Origin of the sequence: Paracidovorax wautersii (assembly GCF_031453675.1) — a bacterium.
GTDB lineage: Bacteria > Pseudomonadota > Gammaproteobacteria > Burkholderiales > Burkholderiaceae_C > Paracidovorax.
Genome location: NZ_JAVIZX010000001.1, coordinates 1,010,558 through 1,032,853, shown reverse-complemented (window position 1 = coordinate 1,032,853; position 22,296 = coordinate 1,010,558). Strand labels below are relative to the sequence as shown.

24 protein-coding genes are annotated in these 22,296 nt (G+C 61.6%); 16 read left to right on the top strand and 8 right to left on the bottom strand.

Annotated features, from left to right (window positions below):
- Positions 1–50: 50 nt before the first annotated feature.
- The gene (locus tag QE399_RS04770; protein ID WP_309826612.1) at positions 51–554 is read right to left on the bottom strand and encodes a TlpA disulfide reductase family protein; all 504 of its coding nucleotides are present in this window, start codon (positions 552–554) and stop codon (positions 51–53) included.
- A gap of 264 nt (positions 555–818) precedes the next feature.
- Here QE399_RS04770 and QE399_RS04765 point away from each other — a divergent pair, with 264 nt between their 5' ends.
- The 14 genes from QE399_RS04765 to arsH all read left to right on the top strand — a co-directional run bounded on the left by QE399_RS04765 (position 819) and on the right by arsH (position 12,081).
- Positions 819–1,388, top strand: coding sequence for a hypothetical protein (locus QE399_RS04765; protein ID WP_309826610.1), 570 nt, complete (start codon positions 819–821; stop codon positions 1,386–1,388).
- A gap of 66 nt (positions 1,389–1,454) precedes the next feature.
- Positions 1,455–1,904, top strand: coding sequence for a PTS sugar transporter subunit IIA (locus tag QE399_RS04760; RefSeq protein WP_309826608.1), 450 nt, complete (start codon positions 1,455–1,457; stop codon positions 1,902–1,904).
- Positions 1,873–2,142 (top strand): HPr family phosphocarrier protein, encoded by a 270-nt coding sequence (locus QE399_RS04755; RefSeq protein WP_309826606.1) that lies wholly within the window; start codon positions 1,873–1,875, stop codon positions 2,140–2,142. The genes QE399_RS04760 and QE399_RS04755 overlap by 32 nt, the downstream gene beginning before the upstream one ends.
- Positions 2,143–2,200: 58 nt before the next feature.
- The gene (ptsP, locus tag QE399_RS04750) at positions 2,201–3,958 is read left to right on the top strand and encodes a phosphoenolpyruvate--protein phosphotransferase (protein ID WP_309826605.1); all 1,758 of its coding nucleotides are present in this window, start codon (positions 2,201–2,203) and stop codon (positions 3,956–3,958) included.
- 312 nt (positions 3,959–4,270) lie between these two features.
- Positions 4,271–4,918 (top strand): TnsA endonuclease N-terminal domain-containing protein, encoded by a 648-nt coding sequence (locus QE399_RS04745; RefSeq protein WP_309826603.1) that lies wholly within the window; start codon positions 4,271–4,273, stop codon positions 4,916–4,918.
- A gap of 40 nt (positions 4,919–4,958) precedes the next feature.
- Positions 4,959–5,375 carry a hypothetical protein gene (locus tag QE399_RS04740; protein WP_309826602.1) on the top strand — a complete coding sequence of 139 codons (417 nt, stop codon included), beginning with the start codon at positions 4,959–4,961 and terminating at the stop codon, positions 5,373–5,375.
- Positions 5,376–5,391: 16 nt separating this feature from the next.
- A complete protein-coding gene (locus QE399_RS04735) occupies positions 5,392–6,366 on the top strand; it encodes a hypothetical protein (protein WP_309826601.1) in 975 nt (324 codons plus the stop codon).
- Complete coding sequence (locus QE399_RS04730; protein ID WP_309826600.1) at positions 6,356–6,847, top strand: Mu transposase C-terminal domain-containing protein; 492 nt, start codon at positions 6,356–6,358, stop codon at positions 6,845–6,847. The genes QE399_RS04735 and QE399_RS04730 overlap by 11 nt, the downstream gene beginning before the upstream one ends.
- Positions 6,840–7,745, top strand: a complete 906-nt coding sequence (locus tag QE399_RS04725) for a TniB family NTP-binding protein (RefSeq protein ID WP_309826599.1) — start codon at positions 6,840–6,842, stop codon at positions 7,743–7,745. The genes QE399_RS04730 and QE399_RS04725 overlap by 8 nt, the downstream gene beginning before the upstream one ends.
- Complete coding sequence (locus QE399_RS04720; protein ID WP_309826598.1) at positions 7,700–8,797, top strand: TniQ family protein; 1,098 nt, start codon at positions 7,700–7,702, stop codon at positions 8,795–8,797. The genes QE399_RS04725 and QE399_RS04720 overlap by 46 nt, the downstream gene beginning before the upstream one ends.
- Before the next feature lie 352 nt (positions 8,798–9,149).
- Complete coding sequence (locus QE399_RS04715) at positions 9,150–9,473, top strand: ArsR/SmtB family transcription factor (RefSeq protein WP_309826597.1); 324 nt, start codon at positions 9,150–9,152, stop codon at positions 9,471–9,473.
- 35 nt (positions 9,474–9,508) lie between these two features.
- Complete coding sequence (locus tag QE399_RS04710; protein ID WP_309826595.1) at positions 9,509–10,012, top strand: arsenate reductase ArsC; 504 nt, start codon at positions 9,509–9,511, stop codon at positions 10,010–10,012.
- A 48-nt stretch (positions 10,013–10,060) separates the two neighbouring features.
- Positions 10,061–11,347: an arsenic transporter gene (locus tag QE399_RS04705; protein WP_309826594.1), complete on the top strand. Its 1,287-nt coding sequence runs from the start codon at positions 10,061–10,063 to the stop codon at positions 11,345–11,347.
- A gap of 14 nt (positions 11,348–11,361) precedes the next feature.
- Complete coding sequence (arsH, locus tag QE399_RS04700) at positions 11,362–12,081, top strand: arsenical resistance protein ArsH (protein WP_309826593.1); 720 nt, start codon at positions 11,362–11,364, stop codon at positions 12,079–12,081.
- Positions 12,082–12,330: 249 nt separating this feature from the next.
- On the opposite strand, the gene QE399_RS04695 is transcribed toward arsH, so the two are convergent.
- The 4 genes from QE399_RS04695 to imuA all read right to left on the bottom strand — a co-directional run bounded on the left by QE399_RS04695 (position 12,331) and on the right by imuA (position 17,958).
- On the bottom strand, positions 12,331–12,582 hold the full coding sequence (locus tag QE399_RS04695) for a hypothetical protein (RefSeq protein WP_309826591.1): 252 nt from the start codon (positions 12,580–12,582) through the stop codon (positions 12,331–12,333).
- 191 nt (positions 12,583–12,773) lie between these two features.
- A complete protein-coding gene (locus QE399_RS04690) occupies positions 12,774–15,848 on the bottom strand; it encodes an error-prone DNA polymerase (protein ID WP_405043200.1) in 3,075 nt (1,024 codons plus the stop codon).
- Positions 15,849–15,914: 66 nt separating this feature from the next.
- Positions 15,915–17,216, bottom strand: coding sequence for a Y-family DNA polymerase (locus tag QE399_RS04685; RefSeq protein ID WP_309826588.1), 1,302 nt, complete (start codon positions 17,214–17,216; stop codon positions 15,915–15,917).
- Entirely contained in the window at positions 17,164–17,958 is a 795-nt protein-coding gene (imuA, locus tag QE399_RS04680; protein WP_309826586.1) for a translesion DNA synthesis-associated protein ImuA, read from the bottom strand. Before imuA ends, QE399_RS04685 begins: the two co-directional genes overlap by 53 nt.
- A gap of 417 nt (positions 17,959–18,375) precedes the next feature.
- Between imuA and QE399_RS04675 the strand changes: the two genes are divergently transcribed.
- A complete protein-coding gene (locus QE399_RS04675; protein WP_405044070.1) occupies positions 18,376–19,053 on the top strand; it encodes a DNA/RNA non-specific endonuclease in 678 nt (225 codons plus the stop codon).
- A 180-nt stretch (positions 19,054–19,233) separates the two neighbouring features.
- Here QE399_RS04675 and QE399_RS04670 read toward each other — a convergent pair whose 3' ends face one another.
- Positions 19,234–19,842 carry a sensor histidine kinase gene (locus QE399_RS04670; RefSeq protein WP_309826585.1) on the bottom strand — a complete coding sequence of 203 codons (609 nt, stop codon included), beginning with the start codon at positions 19,840–19,842 and terminating at the stop codon, positions 19,234–19,236.
- A complete protein-coding gene (locus QE399_RS04665) occupies positions 19,833–20,342 on the bottom strand; it encodes an RsbRD N-terminal domain-containing protein (RefSeq protein WP_309826583.1) in 510 nt (169 codons plus the stop codon). Before QE399_RS04665 ends, QE399_RS04670 begins: the two co-directional genes overlap by 10 nt.
- Before the next feature lie 26 nt (positions 20,343–20,368).
- Between QE399_RS04665 and QE399_RS04660 the strand changes: the two genes are divergently transcribed.
- A complete protein-coding gene (locus QE399_RS04660) occupies positions 20,369–20,503 on the top strand; it encodes a hypothetical protein (protein WP_309826580.1) in 135 nt (44 codons plus the stop codon).
- 911 nt (positions 20,504–21,414) lie between these two features.
- Here the strand turns inward: QE399_RS04660 and QE399_RS04655 are convergent.
- Complete coding sequence (locus tag QE399_RS04655) at positions 21,415–21,786, bottom strand: response regulator (RefSeq protein WP_309826578.1); 372 nt, start codon at positions 21,784–21,786, stop codon at positions 21,415–21,417.
- Positions 21,787–22,296: the final 510 nt, after the last annotated feature.

Genomic DNA, 22,296 nt, shown 5'->3' with positions numbered 1-22,296 from the left:
GATTTCTTGCGAGAATCGGCCCACAGATGGGCGGGAGCGGCCGCGCGGCCTCAGGTCTCGGCCAGCAGGCGTTCGATCAGCTTGTGCAGTTCGGGGAAATCGGGCGCGCCGACATAGCTCTTCACGATCTCGCCGCGCTTGTTGACGATGAAGGTCGAGGGCGTGAGCTTCACATCGCCCCAGGCCTGCGCCACCGCGCCGGTGTTGTCGATCGCCACCTTGAAGGGCAGCTTGCGCGTCTCGGCAAAGTTCACCACGTAGCTTGGCGGGTCGTAGCTCATGGCCACGGCCAGCGTGTCGAAGCCCTGGGCGTGGTACTTGTTGTACGTGGCCACCACCTCCGGCATCTCCGCCACGCAGGTCACGCAGCTCGTCGCCCAGAAATTGACCAGCGTGACCTTGCCGCGCAGGTCGGCCGTGGTCTGGCGGGAGCCATCGAGCAGCACGAAGGTCGATGCGGGCGCCTCGGCCTTGCCGGCGCCCAGGAACACCCAGGCGCCAATGCCTGCGAATACCACCAGTGCGGCGGCGGCGATTCCGTGTGTGATACGCATACCCTTGTCTTTCCAAAGTGCGCCTTGCGCGCGGCCCGGCCCGTGCCTGTCGCTGTGCGGCCGCTGCCATTGTGCAGCAGGCCGCCCGAAGGCCCCATCACATGGACCCGCGCGCCGTGCCGAAGTTCTGTGCCCAAGCCGCGCGGCATTGATCTGCGTCAGGATCGCGGAGGGAAGGACCCGCGGGGCGCCGCCGGCGGGGGGCTCGCCGGGTCCACCGACGGCCGACGCCGTTGGGGTGGCTGCTGCTGCCCATAATGCCGTATGAACCTGCGCTCCCTGCGGCCCGCCCTGCTGCTGTTCCTGGGCCTGTGTGCGGCGGCCTGCAGTCCCGCCCTGAACTGGCGAACCGTGACGCTCGACGCCCCGGGTCTGGAACTGCTGCTGCCCTGCAAGCCGGAGCGGGCCGTGCGCACGGTCGAATGGACGCAGGGGAGCGAGGTGGTCCTGATCATGAATGGCTGCGAGGTCGACGGGACGACCTTTGCCGTCTCCTATCTGCGCCTCGATGACCCCGCCCGGGCGCCCGCCCTGCTGGAACAGTGGCAGGCCGCTGTCCGCGCCCGGCTGCATGGACCCGCAGCGGACGGTGCGGCCGACCTTCCACCGGCGCAGACGGCCTTCGTGCCCCGCGGGGCGCTGCCGCTGGCGCAGTCGGTGCGCCAGCTGCTGCAGGGCCGTGCCGCGGATGGAACCGCGGTCCTGACGGAGGCGGCCTGGTTCGCCCGGGAAGAGGGCGGCCACGCCTGGCTCTTCCATGCGATGGTCTACTACACGGCGGCGGCCCCGCGCGAAGCCGCCAGTACCTTCTTCGAGGGCCTGCGGCTGCGGTGATGCGCGGTGCCGAGGGGCCAGCGCCCCGCACGCCGGCGCCATAATGCAGCCGATACCGTTTTGCCCATGACCACCTGCATCTTCATCATTGCCCATGCCCCCCTGGCCCATGCCCTGCGCGAATGCGCGCTGCATGTGTTCTCCGACTGCGGCGACGACGTGGTGGCCCTCGATGTGCATCCCAACGCCCCGCCCGAGGAGACCCTGGCCGCGGCACGCATCCTGATGGACCAGCGGGCGCACCTGCCGGCCCTGGTGCTCACCGACGTCTTCGGGGCGACGCCGTGCAACGTGGCCCAGCGCCTGGTGGATGGCGAGCGTTCCCGCCTGGTCACGGGCGTGAATCTGCCCATGCTGCTGCGCTCGGTGAGCTACCGCGCCGAGCCGCTCGACGCGCTGGTGTCGCGCGCCGTCATCGGCGGCACGCAGGGCGTGATGCAGGTGGCCGTGGCGGCACCCCAGAACCAGAACCGACGCTCACACCATGATCAAGAACACTATCACCATCAGCAATAAGCTCGGTCTGCATGCGCGTGCCTCGGCCAAGTTGACCAAGCTGGCCGGCAGCTTTCCTTGCGACGTGTGGATGTCCAAGGGCGACCGCCGCATCAATGCCAAGAGCATCATGGGCGTGATGATGCTGGCCGCCGGCATCGGCTCCGTGGTGGAACTGGAGACCCACGGCGCGCAGGAGCAGGAGGCCATGGACGCCCTGCTGGCGCTGATCCAGAACAAGTTCGGCGAAGGCGAGTGAGCATGGGCTGCGCGGTCTTCAGCGTTGTGGTGCGCGGGGCCTGCGCAGAGAGGCCCGCATGACGTTCGCCGTCCACGGCCTGGCCGTCGCCCGCGGCATCGCCATCGGGCGGGCCGTGCTGGTCGCGTCCAGCCGCGTGGACGTGGTGCACTACTTCATCGAGCCCGGCCAGGTGGCGGCCGAGATCGTGCGCGTGCGCAACGGCCGCAACGCGGTGGTAGACGAGCTCCAGCGCCTGCAGGCCGAGATGCCCCACGATGCGCCGCCGGAGCTGGCCGCGCTGCTCGACGTGCACCTGATGCTGCTGCAGGACGAGGCACTGGTGAGCGGCGTCAAGCACTGGATCACCGACCGCCTCTACAACGCCGAGTGGGCGCTGACCACGCAGCTGGAGATCATCGCGCGCCAGTTCGACGAGATGGAGGACGAGTATCTGCGCGAGCGCAAGGCCGACCTGGAGCAGGTGGTCGAGCGCATCCTGCGCTACATGAAGGGCGTGGCCAGCCCCGTGGCGCCGCCGCCCAGCAGCCCGCGCCGCAAGGGCACGCAGGACCTGCTGCTGGACGACAAGGTCGATGTGCCGCTGGTGCTGGTGGCCCACGACCTCTCGCCGGCCGACATGCTGCAGTTCAAGCAGAGCGTGTTCGCCGGCTTCGTCACCGACGTGGGCGGCAAGACCTCGCACACGGCGATCGTCGCGCGCAGCATGGACATTCCGGCCGTGGTGGGTGCGCGCGCCGCCAGCCAGCTGGTGCGCCAGGACGACTGGGTCATCATCGACGGCGATGCGGGCGTGATGATCGTCGATCCGTCGCCCATCATCCTGGCCGAATACGGCTTCCGCCAGCGCCAGGGCTCACTGGAGCGCGAGCGCCTGTCCCGGCTGCGGCACACGCCGGCCGTCACGCTGGACGGCGAGACGGTCGAGCTGCTGGCCAACATCGAGCAACCCGCGGATGCCGCGGCGGCCGTGCGCGCGGGCGCCGTGGGCGTCGGCCTGTTTCGCAGCGAGTTCATGTTCATGGGCCGCAATGGCCATCTGCCCGACGAGGAGGCGCAGTACCAGGCCTACCGCGAGGCCGTGGAGGGCATGCAAGGCTTGCCGGTCACGCTGCGCACCATCGACGTCGGCGCCGACAAGCCGTTGGACAAGGGCCACAAGGACAGCCATCTGAACCCGGCGCTGGGCCTGCGCGCCATCCGCTGGAGCCTGGCCGACCCCGCCATGTTCCGCACGCAGCTGCGCGCCGTGCTGCGTGCCGCCGTCCACGGGCCTGTGCGGCTGCTGTTTCCCATGCTGGCGCATGTGGGCGAGATCCGCCAGACGCTGGCGCAGGTCGACATGGCCCGCGCGGAGCTGCAGGCGCGGGGCGCGGCCTTCGGCCCGGTGCAACTGGGCGCCATGATCGAGATCCCGGCGGCGGCGCTCATCGTGCGCAGCTTCCTGAAGTACTTCGACTTTCTTTCCATCGGCACCAACGACCTGATCCAGTACACCTTGGCCATCGACCGCGCCGACGAGGCCGTGGCCCATCTGTACGACCCGCTGCACCCGGCCGTGCTGGGCCTGGTGGCCGATGTGATCTCCGAGGGCCAGGCCCAGGGCAAGAGCGTGTGCGTGTGCGGCGAGACCGCGGGCGATGTGGCCATGACGCGGCTGCTGCTCGGGCTGGGCCTGCGCAGCTTCTCCATGCACCCGGCGCAGATCCTGGCCGTCAAGCAGGAGGTGCTGCGGGCCGACACCCGCAAGCTCGCGGCCTGGGCGCAGGAGGTGATGGCGTCCGAAGACCCGGCGGCGCTGCTGTCGGCAGGCTGATCATTTTGCTATTATTAATATAGCTGGTTGCGCTTTATTTATAAGCGCTGCAGGCCGATTTGGCTTGTAATCGCTGCGGCGAATCGCGGCGAACCGCGGTGGCCGCGTCTGGGGCACGCCGCAAAAAAAGGCGCCCCGCACCATGCGGCGACGCCTTTTGGGCTACTGCGCGGCGGAACTCAGACTGACTCAATATCGAAGTAAATGAGAAAAATGGCATCTCTCGTTGCCATTTTTATCGAAGAGGTTGAGAATAAATAGCGAAGTAAGTGCGACTGGATTGGCGCCGGGCACTTGCGCAAGGATCCGTGGATGCCCGTTCGCAAAATTCCCAAAAACTATCTCTTCGTCACAGGTCGTCATGCGACCGATCTCTCTCCAGAGATGGTCGAGTTTGAGTCGATTCTGGAGAAGGAGCACATGCTGCTCCTGGACTTTGATCCACGGGTGGCGGGATACGAGGCCCAGCCTGTACATGTTCCGCTACCTGGTGGTTCTCTCTACACCCCCGATCTCTTGGTCTGGTTTCATCCAGATGCGAATGGCGTGATGCCCCCGCGAGAACTGGTTGAGGTGAAAACGCAAGCCTTTCTAGATCGCTTTGCCGACGAGTACGCGGTCAAATTTGCCGCAGCCGATCAGTTCGCGGCGGATCGGGGTTGGCGATTCCTGAAGAAGACGGAAAAGGACATCCGGACCCCTCGGCTTTCAAACGCAAAGTTTTTGCGTCGGTATCTGCGGGATGTTCCCTCACCGGCAGATATAGCGCTGATGCTGGCGCGGTTGCAAGAACGAGGCGGCCGTAGCTCTTCGGATGAAATCGTGTGCACCATGGCGGGCAAGTCAGATGAGCGTGCGCGTTGGTTGCCTGTGCTCTGGCATCTGATCGCTTCTAAGCGCGTTTGCGCCGATCTGGACACACCGTTCGGTGCAGATGTGGCAATTTGGCTGGAGGCCTGAGGGTATGGCTTCCTCTGAGTCTTCGCGCAAAACTCCTGCTGTGCTGAACGTCACCAAAGGTGCGACCGTGCTGCACAACGAACGCGAGTATGTCGTGCTCCGGGTTGTGGATCTTAATCTGGTGCTTGCCCGAGAGGTGGCCTCTGGTGAAAAGGTCATACTCAAACTCGGATCACTTGATGCACCAGCCCGCGCCGGACAATTGCAACTCGTGTCGCGTGAAATGGCCTTGGAAGAGGTCAGCGAGGATGCGTGGGCTCAGGCTGAGTTCAGGCTTAAGGCACTGGAACCATTGTTTAGTGATCGCATCGACCGATCGCCGCAGGACTATGCGGAGGTGGCCGAGCAAGCGGGGGTCGCTACAGCGACTATCTATCGGTGGATGAAAGCCTATTCAAGCACGGGCCTCTTGTCATCCCTGTTGCCTGCCGCACGGGGCCGGCGGACGTGGGCGTAGCCGTTTGGATCCAGAAGTGAAACTGATCGTGGACAGCTACATCCAGGGTCGGCATCTCACTTTGCAGAAGCCCAGCATTGCAGAAGGCGCTCGCGAGATACGCCGTCTTTGCGATGCCGCGGGACTCACCCCCCTCCCGTCAATTTCGACCGTGTATCGCCATTTGAGCTGGATTGACGGGCAGGAGCGCGTCAAACGGAGGGAGGGGGCGCGTGAGGCACGTCAGCGATTTGCGGTCAACAAAGGCTCCATTCCTGATGCGGAGTGGCCGTTGGCGATGGTTCAGATGGATCACACCTTGCTGCCGGTAATCATCGTGGACGATGAGCACCGCAAGTCGATCAATCGCGCTTGGATCACCTTGGCAATTGATGTGAATAGCCGTGTGTGCTTGGGGATGCATTTATCGTTGGACCCACCATCAGCCATGTCAGCCGGCATGTGCATGTCGCACGCCATTCTTCCGAAGGAAGCATGGATGGCTCGCCTGGGATGCGCCGACATCGAGTGGCCCTTCTACGGCGTGATGGACGTCCTGCACATGGATAACGCACGTGAATTCCGCGGAAGGATGCTTCTAGCCGCAGGCAAGGAGTACCACATTGACATCCATTTGCGACCCGTCAAACAGCCGCACTACGGGGCATACATTGAACGCCTGATGGGTACGGTCTCTCAGGAGCTCAAAGCGGTAAAAGGCGCTACTTTCTCTGGCCCAACGGAAAAGGGAGAGTACGACGCAGAGGGCAACGCGTGCATGACGTTTGATGAGCTAGAAAAATGGCTCGTGATCATGTTTGCCCGCTATCACCGCGACATCCATTCCGGCATCGGTACAACGCCACTTGCGAAATGGCGCGAGGGCATTCTCGGGACGAAGAAGAAGCCGGGCCGAGGGCTTCCTGCGCGGCGCACTGATACTGAGAAGGTCCGGCTCGACTTTATGCCCTATGAGGAGCGCACTGTTCAAGACTACGGGGTTGGTCATTGATCGAGTGCACTATTTTCACGATGTGCTTCGTCCATGGGTCAACGCACGTGACCCTAGCCACCCGAAACATGCCCGCAAGTTTCGCTTTCGCTATGACCCGCGGGACATTAGTTCACTTTACTTCTTTGACCCCGATCTTCAGCGCTACTTCTCCATTCCTTATCGGGACATCGGGCTCCCGCCTGTCAGTGTTTGGGAGTTGCGCGCAGCACAGAAGCGGGCGGAGGAAATCGGTATTGATGTATACGACGAGCGGGAGGTTTTCTCGCTCTTGACCCGCCAGCGAGAGATTGAAGACTCGGCCGCAGCCAAGACCAAAAAAGCGCGTCGTGCAAAGCAGCAGCGTGTTCAGCAGTCCAAGGCCCGTGAGAGCAAGAAAACGGATCTGCCAACAGTCAGTTCAGTATCACCGTCTGTGACAGCTCCCGCCTTGAAAGGCTACAACCCGAACGAGATCCGTCCTTTGGAGGAAGATGAGTAAGACCAGCGACGATCTCAGTCATCTGCATGCGAAGGCGCGCGAACTCGTGCACCTTCCTGATGCTGATCGAATCCGCCACATTCGTGCGGGGGCGTGGTTGCCCTTGGAGCACGCGAAAGGAGCGTTGGACCGCTTCGAGGAATTGCTCAGCTACCCAAGAGTTACTAGGGTGCCGTGCTATTTGCTTGTCGGCCCCTCGTACAGTGGCAAGACGTCAATTCTGGAGCGCTTCATGGAGTTGCATCCACCTGACCTTGACCCATCTCAGGAGGTAACCATCTGTCCTGTGCTGATGGTGGATGCTCCGCCCAAGCCTGACATCGCCGACTTCTACAGTCGGATCCTCGATGCTTTGATGACGCCCTACAAGCCGACAGCGCCAGCCTACGAAAAATACTCGCAAGTTAAGCGTCTGTTTCGGCAAATGGATGTGAAGGTTCTCATCATTGACGAGATCCACCATCTCATTGCGGGCAGCCCGAACCGACAGCGAGAGTTCAGGAACGCACTAAAGAGCTTGAGCAACGAAACCAAGGTCAGCATCGTGGCTTCCGGCATTGAAGAGGCATACAACGCGTTCAATGCTGATCCCCAAATGTCGAGCCGCTTCGTTCCTATTGAAATGCCCCGTTGGTCGCCTGGTCGGGAGCTGGGCACGCTGCTCATGACACTGGAACGCCGGAGCCCGCTGCGTCGCGCCTCGCATTTACATGCTCCGGAATTGATGATGGCAATTCACGCGCGTAGCGAATCCATGCTCGGAGACATCTGTGACCTTGTAAAGGAAGCAGCCGTTGATGCCATTCGCACCGGAAAAGAGTGCATATCTGTTGAGCAGATTGCGAGGCTTGAATGGGTGCCACCTTCCAAACGAAAGATGTATCGTCGGCCATTGTGAATGCCGATGGCGAGTATGGGCCCCGAGCACAGGCTGCACTTTGGCCGATCAGGTACAAGCCTTTGCCCGATGAGTTGCTGTCCTCCTGGCTCGTACGGCTGGCACATGGCCATGGGTTGAAAGTTCAGTCTTTCTGCAACCTGCTCTTTGGTAATCGTCGGCAGGTGTGGAATCGGGACATTGACCGCTTGGCTCCGCCATGGCTTGTTGACGCGCTCGCCGTGCACACTGGCACGCCCGCTGAAATTGCGCGAAGAACCACCCTGCAAGTTTTCGAAGGCACGCTGTATCCTCACTTTCACCCTTCTGGGACATTGTTGTGGATTCAGAATATGCAGATGTACCACCGGCAGCGGGAGGGGGTAGGTCAGCAGTTCTGTCCCGAGTGCTTGGCGACGGATTCAACGCCGTACTTCCGGAAGACTTGGCGAGTCAGTCTCAAAACCTTCTGTCTAATCCACAACTGCCTTCTGCTCGATCACTGTCATGCTTGCGGAGCCGCTGTGGCATTTCATCGTGTGGATATGAACGCAGAGTGGGTTGAAGATGCTTTGCTGTCGCGGTGTCACGAGTGCGGGCAAGAGCTCGGCAGTGGTCCCCGGATTGCTCCGGCAATATGGGATGACGAGGCGTTTCTTGCCATACGGAAAATTATTTCTGCTCTGGATGTGGCCACTGATGGCCATCCGACTCTGCTTGCACCAGGTACGCTCGCCGTGCTTCGTCACTTATGCACCATGCAGCTTGGGCATCGCCGCAAACAGAGGCTGCAGGCTTATCTGACTGAGATCTTTCGCGCGGAAGATTTGCAAATCAACAGTCCGAAAAGAGTAGTCATTGAATCACTGGGTAGCGACTTACGGCATAACATCATTGTTTGGGCCGCTTGGTTGTTGTGCGCACCAGGTGAGCGAATTGAACAAGCTATTGCTGCGCGAGCTGTTCAGTTCAACCATTTCTTGAGAGATTTCGATGATCCACCGCAGTGGTACTTGGATTGCGTTAGGCAGCACGCTGGAGCATGGCGGAGGTACAGAGAAATGCTGCACTGAAGCTGGTGCAGCTATTCACGAGATGCCCTTTGGGCTTGGAACTGCCGAACAGACGACTAGCGCGAGCAGATTATGCTGCTTGGTTAAGATCTCTCTTGTATTCCTCTGAGGTCTCACTCGCGCTCTTCATCGAGTATTGACCCACTCTGTTGTATGAGCTGAGGCATTTGCGATGCGGGGCCGTGATGGATATGGTGCGGAGCTTCTGCAGGACCGAGCGGCTGCAGTGCGCCCAAAGCAGACCCTGGCTGAACCGGTCGTTCAACTCCCATTGCGGTCCTCCGCACAGTTCGTCCAGCAGCTCTTTGCCTCCTTATTTTCATATTTGTTGAAATATCGTATATTTAGAGCCATGGATGAATCACAAGTCGTCGACTCTCTCGCAGCACTCGCCCATCCGCTGCGCCTGCGCATCTTCCGCGCGCTCGTGGTCGCAGGCCCTGAAGGGCTGACGCCTGGCGTCATGGCCGAGGCACTGGAGACCGCCAACACCACGCTGTCGTTCCATCTCAAGGAACTGACGCATTCGGGTCTGGTGACACAAGAGCGTGCGAGCCGCAATCTGGTCTACCGCGCGGCCTTCGACCGCATGAACAGCCTTCTGGGCTACATGACGCAGAACTGCTGCGCTGGCGCCGCATGTGAAGTGACCGATGTGAGCTGCAAGTCCTGCTGATTCCGACAGTTCCACCACCACGACCACTACCTGCCATGACCACCGAGAAGCCTCTGAACGTCCTGTTCCTGTGCACGCACAACTCTGCCCGGAGCATCCTGGCAGAAGCTCTGTTGAACCACCTTGGCGGTGGGCGCTTCAAGGCGTTCTCCGCAGGAAGCAGCCCTCGCGAAAACCAGCAGCCGAACCCGCTGGCGATAGCGGCATTGGAGCGCGTGGGTGTCCCCACCGAAGGCTTGCGCAGCAAGAACTGGGATGAGTTCGGCGCATCGGACGCGCCTCACATGGACCTCGTCATCACGGTGTGTGACAACGCCGCAGGCGAAGCCTGTCCGTACTGGCCAGGTCATCCGGCCACGGCCCACTGGGGATATGCAGACCCCTCCGAGGTCAAAGGCTTCGATGAAGAACGGGTAGCCGCTTTCCGGCAGACCTTGTTTGCTATCCGTCAGCGCCTGGAGGTGTTTATCAATCTGCCGCCATCGGCTATCGACAAGCTGACCTTGCAGCAGTCCGCCCGCGACCTGTCCAAGAGCTGATGCCTCCTGCGGCCGCTCGGCCGCGCACACCGAGAAGAAGAACAGAGCATGCTTGCGGCCATCCTGATTTTTGTTTGCACCCTCGTCCTGGTCATCTGGCAACCGCGCGGGCTTGGCATCGGCTGGAGCGCATCCTTCGGCGCCATCGTGGCCCTCGCATTGGGCGTTGTGCACTGGGCTGACATCGCTGTCGTCTGGGGCATTGTGTGGAACGCGACGGCGACATTCGTGGCGGTCATCATCATCAGCCTTCTGCTTGATGAGGCTGGGTTTTTCGAGTGGTCTGCGCTGCACGTGGCCCGCTGGGGTGGCGGTAGCGGCAAGCGGCTCTTTGCCTTCATCGTGCTGCTGGGCGCAGCGGTTTCAGCGGTCTTCGCCAACGATGGAGCTGCACTCATCCTCACGCCTATCGTGATGGCCATGCTGGTGGCGCTGGGCTTTTCGCCGGCAAGCACACTGGCCTTCGTGATGGCGGCAGGTTTCATTGCCGACACCGCCAGTCTGCCGCTGGTGGTCTCCAATCTGGTCAATATCGTCTCGGCCGACTTCTTCCGTATTGGGTTCAACGAGTACGCATCGGTCATGGTCCCGGTGAATCTCGCTGCCGTGGGCGCCAGTCTCGGCGTGCTGCACCTGTACTTCCGCAAGGACTTGCCTCAGACGTATGCCTTGGAGCGCTTGAAGGAGCCAAGCTCCGCGATTCGGGACATCAGCACTTTCCGAGCAGGGTGGGCGGTACTGGCGCTGCTGCTGGTCGGGTTCTTTTGGCTGGAGCCGCTGGGTGTGCCGGTCAGTGCGGTGGCTGCGGTGTGCGCCGCGCTTCTGTTGGCAGTCGCCGCGCGAGGCCGGACCATCAGCACCATCCAGGTCCTGAAGGGCGCGCCGTGGCAAATCGTGGTGTTCTCGCTGGGGATGTACCTGGTGGTCTACGGTCTGCGCAACGCAGGGCTCACCAGTGCGCTGGCACGTGCGCTCGATGTCTTTGCTGAGGGTGGTGTGTGGGGCGCTGCGATGGGAACAGGTTTCCTGACAGCCGGTCTGTCCTCAGTGATGAACAACATGCCCACCGTCTTGGTCGGCGCACTGTCCATCGACCAGTCTGGCGCCACGGGCTTGGTTAAAGAGGCCATGGTCTACGCCAACGTGATTGGCTGCGACCTGGGACCCAAGATTACGCCTATAGGCAGCTTGGCGACTCTGCTCTGGCTTCACGTTCTGTCCAGCAAGGGAACGACGATTGCCTGGGGCTACTACTTCCGTGTCGGGGTCGTTCTGACGGTTCCGGTACTGGCCGTCACGCTGGCTGCGCTTGCGTTGCGCCTGAGCGTAGGCTGATTTCTGAGATGCATATGACCGATACCACTGACCTGCCCAACATCGACCCCGCCCAGTTTCAGCCGCTTGACCCGTCTCTACTTGCGCCGACAGAGCGAGCATCGCATCCCCCGCGCATCCTGCTGCTCTACGGCTCGGTCCGCGAGCGCTCGTACAGCCGGTTGTTGGCGGAGGAGGCGGCGCGGCTGTTGCAGGCCATGGGGGCAGAAACACGGCTCTTCGACCCTCGGGAGCTGCCGCTGCCGGATGGAGCGCCGGACGACCACCCGAAGGTGAAGGAACTGCGCGAACTGGCGCTTTGGAGCGAGGGCATGGTGTGGTGCTCCCCGGAGCGCCACGGGGCGATGTCTGGCATCTTGAAGTCCCAGATTGACTGGATTCCGCTGACGGCTGGTGCCGTACGGCCGACGCAGGGCAAGACGCTGGCGCTGCTTCAGGTCTGCGGTGGGTCGCAGTCCTTCAATGCCGTGAACCAGATGCGTGTGCTGGGGCGCTGGATGCGCATGGTGACCATCCCGAACCAGTCCTCCGTGGCGAAGGCATTCACTGAGTTTGACGAAGCGGGCCGGATGAAGCCCTCCGCGTACTACGAGCGCGTGGTCGATGTGATGGAGGAGTTGGTGAAGTTCACCTGGCTGACGCGGGGTGCGACGCCGTACTTGGTGGACCGCTACAGCGAACGGCGGGAGTCCGCCGAGGCGCTATCGAAAAGGGTGAACTTGCGCAGCATCTGAGGGCGCCTGCAAAACCGGTGTTGGCCCCGATTCTGCTCTTGAACGGGCGTCCGCTTCTGGCCCCATTTCTGCCGTTGGAGCCTCGTCTGCAACCGACGGCAACAGTTGCAGGTTTCAAGTGCCGAGAAGCAGGGTAAAGAACTTTGGCGCGCTTGAAGGCCAGTGCGCTAATTCATACGCAGACTGGTCTGAGTCTGCGGTGCGAGTCCCGTAAAGTCCTTGATTTTGCGCCTTACGACAGTTGGTCGCTTACGAACCTGCGGAGACCATTCGTGACTTGACGCCCTCTAGGTATTCAACAAGCAAATCGACTTGACGTGAAGTAGTTGCGATTGGGTAGCCGCCGTGGACGGCTCTCAAGACGTCGTGATGATCAGTAAAAAAGAGTCCTCCATCAAGGTATTTCGAATAACCCACGTCTGGCATCTCGCGCATTGAAGGGATGTCGGCAGCTTCGCTGTCTTCCTGGATGGTTACAGGGGTGAATCCGGTGTATGCCATGAGACTTCCTTGGTTGTAGAGGCATTTTGGGGTTTGGTTACCGCGATCGACCTCGTGGCGGACCACTGCTGTGTCCAAGACTCTGGTCCTTGCTCGAGGACTATTCCGATCTGCGGATCGAAATCGCCACCGACTTGCCACGACTGCATCGTCTCCGAACAGCCTGCGCCGGGTCATCGCGCTTTTCTCATTCATTTGAAATCCCTGCTTTCGGTGGCAAGGCGGCCCAGCAGATGGCTGAGGTCGGCCAGCTTGTCCGCTATGAGGTTGCAGACCTCACCCTGGCGTTGCCATTTGCCCTGCACGGCCATCAGGCGGGACTCAAGTAGCACGCGGCGCTGTTTCTCCTTGACGTCCCGCCATACGATCACCTGGGTGGCGCCGTCCTCGTCTTCCAGGCTGACGAAGATCGTCCCGTTGGCGGTATCCGGTTGCTGCCTCAGCGTCACGATTCCTGCGGTGCGAACGACGCGACCATCCGGAACTCGTCGGAGCTCTCCCGATGTCTTGAGCTTCCACCGGTCAAGCTTGGACCGCAGCAGTTTCATGGGGTGGCTGCGCAGCGTGAGGCCCACGGATGCGTAGTCCCATACGACCTCTTCGCCTTCTCGGGCCGCTTCAAGCTCGAGGACCTCCTCGTCCACTGGAGCGTCCTGCAGCAGTTCAGGCAGGGAATGCAGCGCGGCAGCTTCCCAGACCTGTTGTCTGCGATGGCCTGACAGCGAGGCCAGGGCGTCTGCGGCCGCCAGCAGCTTCATCTCGTGGAGCTCCAACCGCGCTCGTCGCGCCAGGTCTTCTGCGTCGGTGAAGGGACCTGCTGCTCTTGCAGCCTCGATCCGCTGCGCGCTGTCGGCACTGAGGCCAGCCACCATGCGCAGGCCCAGCCTGACAGCCGGCTGGTGCTCGAGTTCTTCAAGTGTGCAGTCCACCTGGCTGTGCATGACATCCACGGGACGTACCTCGACGCCATGCCGAATGGCATCCTGGACAAGCTGGCTTGGGCTGTAGAAACCCAAAGGGAAGCTGTTCAACATCGCCGCCAGGAAGGCAGCCGGCTCATGGTGCTTGAGCCAGCATGACGCGTAGACCAGCAAGGCGAAGCTAGCCGCGTGCGACTCCGGGAAGCCGTAGCTCGAGAAGCCCTTGATCTGTTCGAAGATGGCATCAGCGAAGCTGCGCTCGTATCCCCGCGCCGTCATGCCATCCACGATCTTGTCGTAGTAGCGCTGCAGACCGCCTTTGCGCTTCCACGCCGCCATCGCTCGCCGGAGTCCGTCAGCTTCCCCGGGGGTGAAGCCTGCAGCCAGGATGGAGATTTGCATCACCTGCTCCTGGAACAGCGGGATGCCGAGGGTGCGGCTCAGCGCCTCCTTCAAGGCCTCGCTGGGGTAGCTGACGGGTTCGTGCCCCTGTCGGCGTTTAAGGAACGGGTGCACCATGCCGCCTTGGATTGGGCCTGGCCGCACGATGGCGACCTGGATCACCAAGTCATAAAAGCACCGCGGACGCAGCCGCGGCAACATCGACATCTGTGCCCGGCTCTCGATCTGGAACACGCCGATAGTGTCAGCCTTGCAGATCATGTCGTAGGTCCCCGGATCCTCTGCCGGAATGTCCTGCATCGTGAACTCGTATCCGCGGCGCAGGCTCACAAACTCGAGTCCCCGCCGGATGGCGGACAGCATGCCGAGCGCCAGCACATCCACCTTGAGCAAGCCTGCAGCGTCAAGGTCGTCCTTGTCCCATTGGATGACGGTGCGGTCTGGCATCGAAGCGTTTTCGACAGGAACCATGCGAGTGAGTGGCCCACGCGTCAGCACGAATCCGCCCGTGTGCTGCGACAAATGCCGTGGGAAGCCTATGAGCTCGTCGGTCAGCTCGAGCAGCTGCCGCACTTGCAGGCCGTCTGCTGACATGCCCAATTCGTCGAAGCGTTCGATGCGCACCCCTTTGCCGTCGAACCACATCTGGCCTTTTGCGATAGCGTCTACGGTTTCCAGATCGAAGCCCAGAGCCTTGCCAACGTCGCGTATTGCGGAGCGGGGGTGGTAGCTGGCCACGGCTGCAGCCAGGGCAGCGCGGTCGCGGCCGTATTTCTCGTAGAGGTACTGGATCACCTCCTCACGCCTTTGATGTTCAAAGTCGATGTCGATGTCGGGTGGTTCGTTACGCTCCTTGCTGATGAACCGTTCAAACAGTACCGACATTCGCCCGGGGTCGACTTCTGTCACGCCAAGGCAATAGCAGACCACCGAGTTGGCTGCGGACCCTCGGCCCTGACAGAGAATGTGCCGCGACCTGGCGAAGACCACGATGTCGTAGACGGTCAAGAAGTACGGCTCGTATCCGAGCTCGCAAATGAGGTCGAGCTCGTACTCGATCTGCTTTTGCACCTTAGAAGGAATGCCTGCAGGCCAGCGCCGGCCTGCACCCTCGTAGGTCGCCTGGCGCAGGTAGCTGGCCGCTGTGTGGCCCGGTGGAACCACTTCGTCGGGGTACTGGTACTTCAGCTGGTCGAGGGTGAACTGGCAGCGTTGGGCGACGTTGAGGGTTTCCGCCAGAAGGTCTGCCGGGAAGGTCTGCGCCAGGCGCAAGCGGCTGCGCAGATGGCGCTCAGCGCTGCGCTCCAGTTCGAAGCCACACTCGGTCAGCGGCTTGCCCACGCGGATGGCTGTCAGCACATCCTGCAGAGGTTTGCGTGACCGCACATGCATGTGCACATCGCCCACGGCAACCAGCGGGAGGGCGGTCAGCGCGGAGAGTTCGCGCATGCGGTACAGCCACAGTTCATCATCGAGGCGACGGACGAGGTCGACGCCTATCCAGGCTCGTCCCGTGAAATGCCGCAACGTCCAGCGCCCCATGATCTCCAGCTGCGCATCCGTGCTGGCGCGGTCGGGGCACAGCAGTGCAAGGCAATGGGACAGTTCGCCTTTCTTCAGCCCGTGGGTGGCGAGGTGGTATTCGCCTTTGGGTGAAGCGCGCCGAAGTTTCGTAATGAATTGGCAGAGGTTGCCGTAGCCCTCCAGGTCCTGGGCCAGCACAACCAATGTGGACCGGCCTTCGGCTTCGCTCTCGGGCTGGACGACAAAGTGCGCACCGATCAGCAGCGGCAGTTCCGCTTCCTTCGCTGCGACATGGGCGCGCACGATGCCTGCCAGGCTGCACTCGTCCGTGATGGCCAACGCGCTGTATCCAAGTTGCTTGGCTCGCTGCACGAGTTCGTGCGCTTCGCTGGCACCCCGCAAAAAGGTGAAGTTCGACATGCAGCGAAGCTCGGCATACGCGGGCAGGAGAGAAGTTGATTCGGACGACATGGCTGGTCTTAGCTGTCAGCCGTAATGGCCATGGAGGAACCAGGCGGTCTCGTCGCCAGCCAGGCGGGTGTGGAACACCCACAGCACTCCGGCTGTTGGGCTCAGCGCCAGCCAATAGTCCCGCTGCACGTTATGGGTGGACCCATCTTCACCTGCTGATGTTCGGTGCCACCACCCACCTTCGATCCGGTCGGGGCCCAAAAGCAATTGCAGCAGTCCTTGGTACACGGGCCGGTGGTCTCGCTCTGCGAGGCGCAAGGGCTCGTCCAGCACCCACGTGGGCACGGGCAGCTGCTGCGCCCAAATGACCGTCTCCGGCTTGCACTTGGCCGTCGAGCACCAGGACTGCGCCCATTCGAGCCGATGGTCTTCTCGCATGGTGGGGCGACGCACGCTCTCGTCCCCGAGGCGGGCTTGGATGCGCTCCAACGTCAACACCATGCTCGCGCCCTGGCGGACGCTATCGGGAATGAGGGAGCGGCTCTCTTCAACGAGCGGTGCCACCTCGCTGACCACGAGCTCGATGTCACCTGCCGGCGCCTTCAGCGTTTCCTTGGACAGGTGCTCCGCCAACAACCGTGCCAGGTGCTCGATGTTCTGCGTGGCGGATCCGGTGCGGACGGTGAGCTCGCCACCGGTGCCCGCATCCTTGGATCGCATCACGTCGTGGCACCAGCGTAAAGTGAATGCGGTAGTGCCGAGCCGCCGGGATCTCAGCCATCCCACCAGCTGCAGCAAGAGGCGCCGGGCGCCGAACAGCAATGCGGGTGCCGTCTCGACGCGTGACATGAGTTCAAGTCGGGCACTGAAGGTGTCGGGGATCGTCTGCCACTCGTAGGCTTCCGGGCGCAAGCCATACGCTTGGTCCAGGGCGGTGAGGAGTTCTTTGTCGAAGCGTCGGCCCAGACCACCGCGCGGCAGTGCGCGCACCTGGCCGAGCGTGCGGCAACCGACACGGGCGAGAGTGGCCTGGTGCCTACCTATCGCAGTGATGGAATCTAGAGGGAGCTTGTCCAGGGTCCGCGCGATGGGCGTAGACAGGCCGTCAGCAATGCCATGCCGAACCAGTGCCAAGGCCGCAAGACCTGTCGGCGCCCAAGCCACGGCGGCACCGAGCTCATGCGCACCTTCCGCGACCTGCGCCTGCAATGCCTCAACTCCGCCAAACAGCCTCGCGCTTGCCCCTACCTCCAAGAGGACCGCGCCTTCAACCACCGCGACGCGGGGCGTGAACTGCAGGGCCCAAACACTGAGAGGGAGCGGATCAGTTGGCGACTCGGATTCTGTCGGTACGGGGAGCAGTGCGGCCCACAACATGGGTCACCTCCGAGCCGTTGACCTGCAGCGGCGCAAGTGTGCGCAACCGAGGGGGAATGACGATGTCGAGATTGCCTGGCATCGCCGGGAGGTGCAGCACCTCATCAAGCGACGCACCGCGGCGCTTGCGCACCTGGACATCGATGTGCCACCCGACACCCGGACGCACCGACAGGCGCAACGGCGCAGGCGACGTATCACGCAGAGCTGATTCCGGGCGAAACAGGAAGATCGGAGCGTCACAGCTGTGGGCGTGTACCTGGAGCCGGCGGATCTGCTCCGGCCGCGCCTGCGGAAGCCATGACAGCACGGCGCCTGCCGGATCGGACTTGCACAACTGTTCGGTCACCCAGAGCCGGTCTGCGGGGCCGTCGGCCGCGATCCACACCACCTGCTTGGGCTGGACGCCGAGTTGCGCCAGTCCCATCGCACTGGGCTGCTTGGGCGGCGCGACGAGATAAAGGCAGCAGTCCTTGTCTGCCAGCAGACCCGACAGGGCCGGCGAGAGCAGGCGCCACTCGCAGACCGCGGCCTGCGGCTGGAGCACCTCTGACAGGCTGGCTGTGGGCCATCCATTGCCTGGCAAAGCCCGATCCAGAAGCTCATGGCCTGTGGATACAGTTCTTCCTTCCGACGCTCCCAGCTCGTCTCCTTTCCAGACCGCTTCCGCCACATGGGTGGGCAGCTGCCACCGGTCGAAGCTCGACGGTGGATGGGTGAGCGATGGTGCTGCGCAGGCCATGATTTAATACTGTATTTATGTACAGTATATTGATCTCCCGAGCCTTGAGCGTAGGAGTTTTTCTCCTTGGCCGAAGATTGCTGCGCATTCCGTAGCGTCCAATCCAGCATCGGCGCCACGACTTGCGCTTGAGGGCAATTTGGAATCTGAAAAAGAAATCTTGATCGGCTTGCGGGGCCATCCGTTCTTGCCTGCGAGCGTCCTTGCACATCCACACCAGTAGACTCGCCCGCCGATGACAAGCAAGCGAAAGAAGAAGCCTTCCCGTAAGCCTACGGTCCGACTCGTGAAGGGATCGAGCGGCGTCAGAAGGCTGCTGATTGCAGTGTTTACGGCCAGCGTTTTAGGCCTGCAGGCAACCGGTTGCGGAATGGTGCCGACCGGCATCGGCCAGGACGAGCCGCGTGCGACTGTTCAATCCAGTGCTCCTGTCAGCGGAGGTTTTGGGACTGTCCTCAGCACTTCGCTGGTGGAAGGCCACCCGTCACGCCATCGGCGCCCAAACTCCGCGAGCTCTGCTTCGATGCCTTCGCAGTGCTGCACTCAGGCAATACCAAGACGCCGGTTTTCGTAGCGCAGAGACTCAATCGACAGATCCTCATCTCTGGCCAAGGCTTGAAGCGCCCAGACAAATTCTTTGCCGATGCACGCCTGCCGCGCGGCGAAAGAGCCGAACTGGACGACTACAAAGGCTCAGGCTGGTCTCGAGGTCACATGGCACCCGCTGGAGATATGGGCACGGCTGAATCCATGGCGCAGTCGTTCAGTCTTGCGAACATCGTGCCTCAAGATCCCAAGCAAAACGGCGGCTCGTGGGCAAAGATTGAGGATGACACCCGCAAATACGTGATGCGTGCCCGTGGAGATGTTTATGTCATCACGGGGCCTGTGTTCGAACCTGGCGCTCGTAAGATCGGCTCAACGGGGGTCGCCGTGCCCACGCACCTGTTCAAACTGGTGTACGACCCCTCGCGCGGTAAGGCCTGGGCCCACTGGCAAGAAAATTCTTCCGCAGCAATCGTCGCTCGACCCATCAGCTATGGAGAGCTGGTTCGTCTTACCCGGATAAAATTTCTTGCGAGGCCTCCACTGTAGGACTCGACTGAGGGCACTCCGCTCGGACAGGGATCCGGTACTTGCCCGGTGGTCTGACATGGAAGTACCGGATTTTTCCAGCGTCGTCTTGTGCGGTGGCCCAGGTGCAGAGCTTGGACGGATGGGAGGCTGCGCTGCTCGATCCGCAGCCTTTGCGGCTGCGCAGTCTTCCCTGTCTTCTTACGCCTGCGCGCCGCTGGCCGGCAGCTTCATGGTCACTTCGACCATGCCGTTCTCCGAGCAGGCCGTGATCTGGCCGCCGTGCGCATCGACGATCTGCTTGCAGATGAACAGGCCCAGGCCCAGGTTGGTGCGGTGACCCGTCTGGTAGCCCTGGCCCCGCTTCATGGGCTCGAAGATGCCGGGCAGCGCCGCCTCGGGGATCTCGCCGCGGTTGCGCACGGTGACCACCAGCTGATCGCCATCTTCGCGCACGTCCACCTGCACGCTGCGGTCGGTGCCGTGCTGCACGGCATTGGACACGAGGTTGGACAGCGCCTCGCGCACGCGCGACACGTCGAACACGCCGTTGCCCGGGCCTTCGCAGTGCAGGTCGATCTGCGCCTCGGGGAACGCGGCGCGCACGATCTCCAGTTCGTCCTCGGAGACGGCGCACAGGCTGGCTTCCTCCCTGGCCAGCGGCATGGGCGTGCCCACCTGGCTGTTGCTGTATTCCAGCAGGGAGTCGAGCATGCTGCCGATGCGCTTGGTGCCCTTGGCCACCACGTCCACATGCCTGTGCAGGGCCTCGGGGGTCTTGATGCGCAGCACTTCGCCGGTCAGCGCCATGGCATTGAGCGGCGCGTGCGCAGGTCGTGCCCCACCACGCCCAGGAAGATGTGGCGCCACGAGTCCACCTGCTCCTCGAAACGCACGATGGATTCGGCCAGCGCCTGGTCCACCGCCTCGTTGAAGCGCGTGATGTCGTCCACGATGTGGCCGCTGTCGGCATGGTGGTCCAGCCAGAGCCGCAGCACGCTGGCGCGCAGGGCGCGGTACTCGGACACCAGCTGGCTGGTGGTCAGGCCGCTGTTGGCACGGGCCACGCCGTGTTCTTCAGCCGCCGTGGTGGCGGGGCCGCGCGGGGCCTTGCCCTGCGACTTTTCAATAGACTGTGTCCTACTCTGCGGTGCGCGGATGTCCGTTGCAATGGCTTCAAGACATTGCGCGAAGTGGTCCCGCAACGTTTCATCCGTGGCGTTCTTCAGGCTGGGCAAGGATTTCGCAAATTCCGCGGCCTCGTCCACGATGGCGTCTCTGTAACGGTCCAGAAAGTCTGCAAGGCGCATAGCCGTCCCACGATGAGATAAAACACATGAACGGCCTGCACCTACTGATAGTCGATGACGAGCGGGAAGCCGCAGAACTTCTCAAGATTATCTTGGAGGAAGACCCGCGCGTTCAATGCGCGGCTGTCGCCGAACATGGGAGCCACGCCTACCTGGCCTGATTCATGGGTTTGCCGAAGAGCAACCGGATCTGGAAATCCGGTCGCCAACATCGCCGCTTCGATTCCGTGAAGCGGAAACGTCTTACACCCCTACCGCGGGTGATACGGCATGCTTGAATTTCTGGGCTGTTCCCGGCAGTCCACCATGGCACTAGCCATTTATAGCCCTCTTAGAGCGGGCATTTTAGGATCGGACGGGGAGACTATGTCTATTTCAAGCCATGCCATTCAAGGGATAGATATTGGGGTTGCTTCCGTCGTAACCCGGGTGAGGTCCGTCCGGGTTATCGCACTTTCAGGCCAAACCAATTTCGTCGAGGATGGCTTTGAGGTACCGCGAGCAACTGGGGTGATCGAGGTTCTAGGCGCCCGAGCTGGACGTCGGTCCACTGTCTTGAAGATAGGTTTCACCGACGAGCCCGACGGGCCAGGGTATTCACTGGCTCGCACCGAGCACGAGTTGGTCGGAACGCTTCAAATGCCGAGCGCTCTGTTTGCCCCCTACCTGACCATCGCAAACTCTGCCAATGCTCACCTACGTTTAGGAGACGATGGCAAGCAAAACGCACTCGCTTCTGACCAGTCAATTCTCGAGTAGGGCTCTAAGGCGAGCTCTGGCTACAAATTCGGTCAGGGACAGCAGGGCCCGCCCATCAGGAGTGACGCAATGGATCACTGCGTACATCGGTTGGCCTTCGGGGCGGTGAAGTAGACCAGCAACTAGCCCCTTGCTGAGCAACACGTGGAATGCCTGAATTTCAGAATCATCACGCAAGACCAAAGCCTCGGGTGAAACGGCAGCCCGTCGAAGCAGCTTGTATTGCATTCGGGAAAGATACAACGCCTACTGGGATTACAGGCTACTGGATTAGCTAGCAAAAGTAACGGTCCGCAACACAACATGCAGTCGTTCAACCCGGAGGGGGAGCGGCGCAGAAGTCGAAAAAGCTCTCCAGTTCAGTAGATTTGTCGAAGACGGCGTCGGCACCTAAAGATTCACATCTCTGCCGGGTTGCTGCGGTCGCGTAGTTCGTAAGCACGCATATCACCTGCCCACTTCGTCGCCGCCTAAGGGCTTCCAAGATCATAAGACCGTTCCCCTCCTTCAGAAAAAGGTCCAAGACCATCAGCCTCCAGCTTGACGACGCTTGGGCCAGTCTAAGGGCATCAAGAGCGGTTTCCGCTGTAGCACACACTGCCACATCAGCAAACTCTTGCAGGACTGGAATAAGGTTTTCCCGGATCACCGGGCTATCTTCGACGAGGAGAGCTTCGATTGGCATTTATCGGCACGCAGAGCAAGCGTTAACTCTGCTACCACGCATGTCAGAAGCTGTAGGAAAAGGCCTTTTGCACCACAGATTTCTGCAGTGCGGCAAAGTCGATGACGCTAGATGGTGTGAACCGGAGAATCTGCTTCGTCGTATGCGCGAATAAGGCCGTTGAACGAAATCAGCTGGATTTTGAGTGGCTGAGGTAGATGCCGAGCTCATGACAGACTATGCCCATATCCCGCTGCCCTAGCGTAAGTGCTCGACGCGGAGACCCGATTTTTGCCTGCTTAGTGGGCAATTGAGGGAATTTACTCCAGATCCTTTAGCGCCGATACAGGCAAATGCTAGGGCCAAGTGGTGCAAGCAGCTCATGGAAACACCCATACGGCGCGGAACTATTTCTCATCGCTACCGGTTGGGAAATGAGAAAAGTGAGGGCTCCGTCAGACCCTCCTCGCGCGAATCGCGCCCCAAGCTTACGCATATCTTACTTTGATGGATCCGCGTGATTGGCGCTAA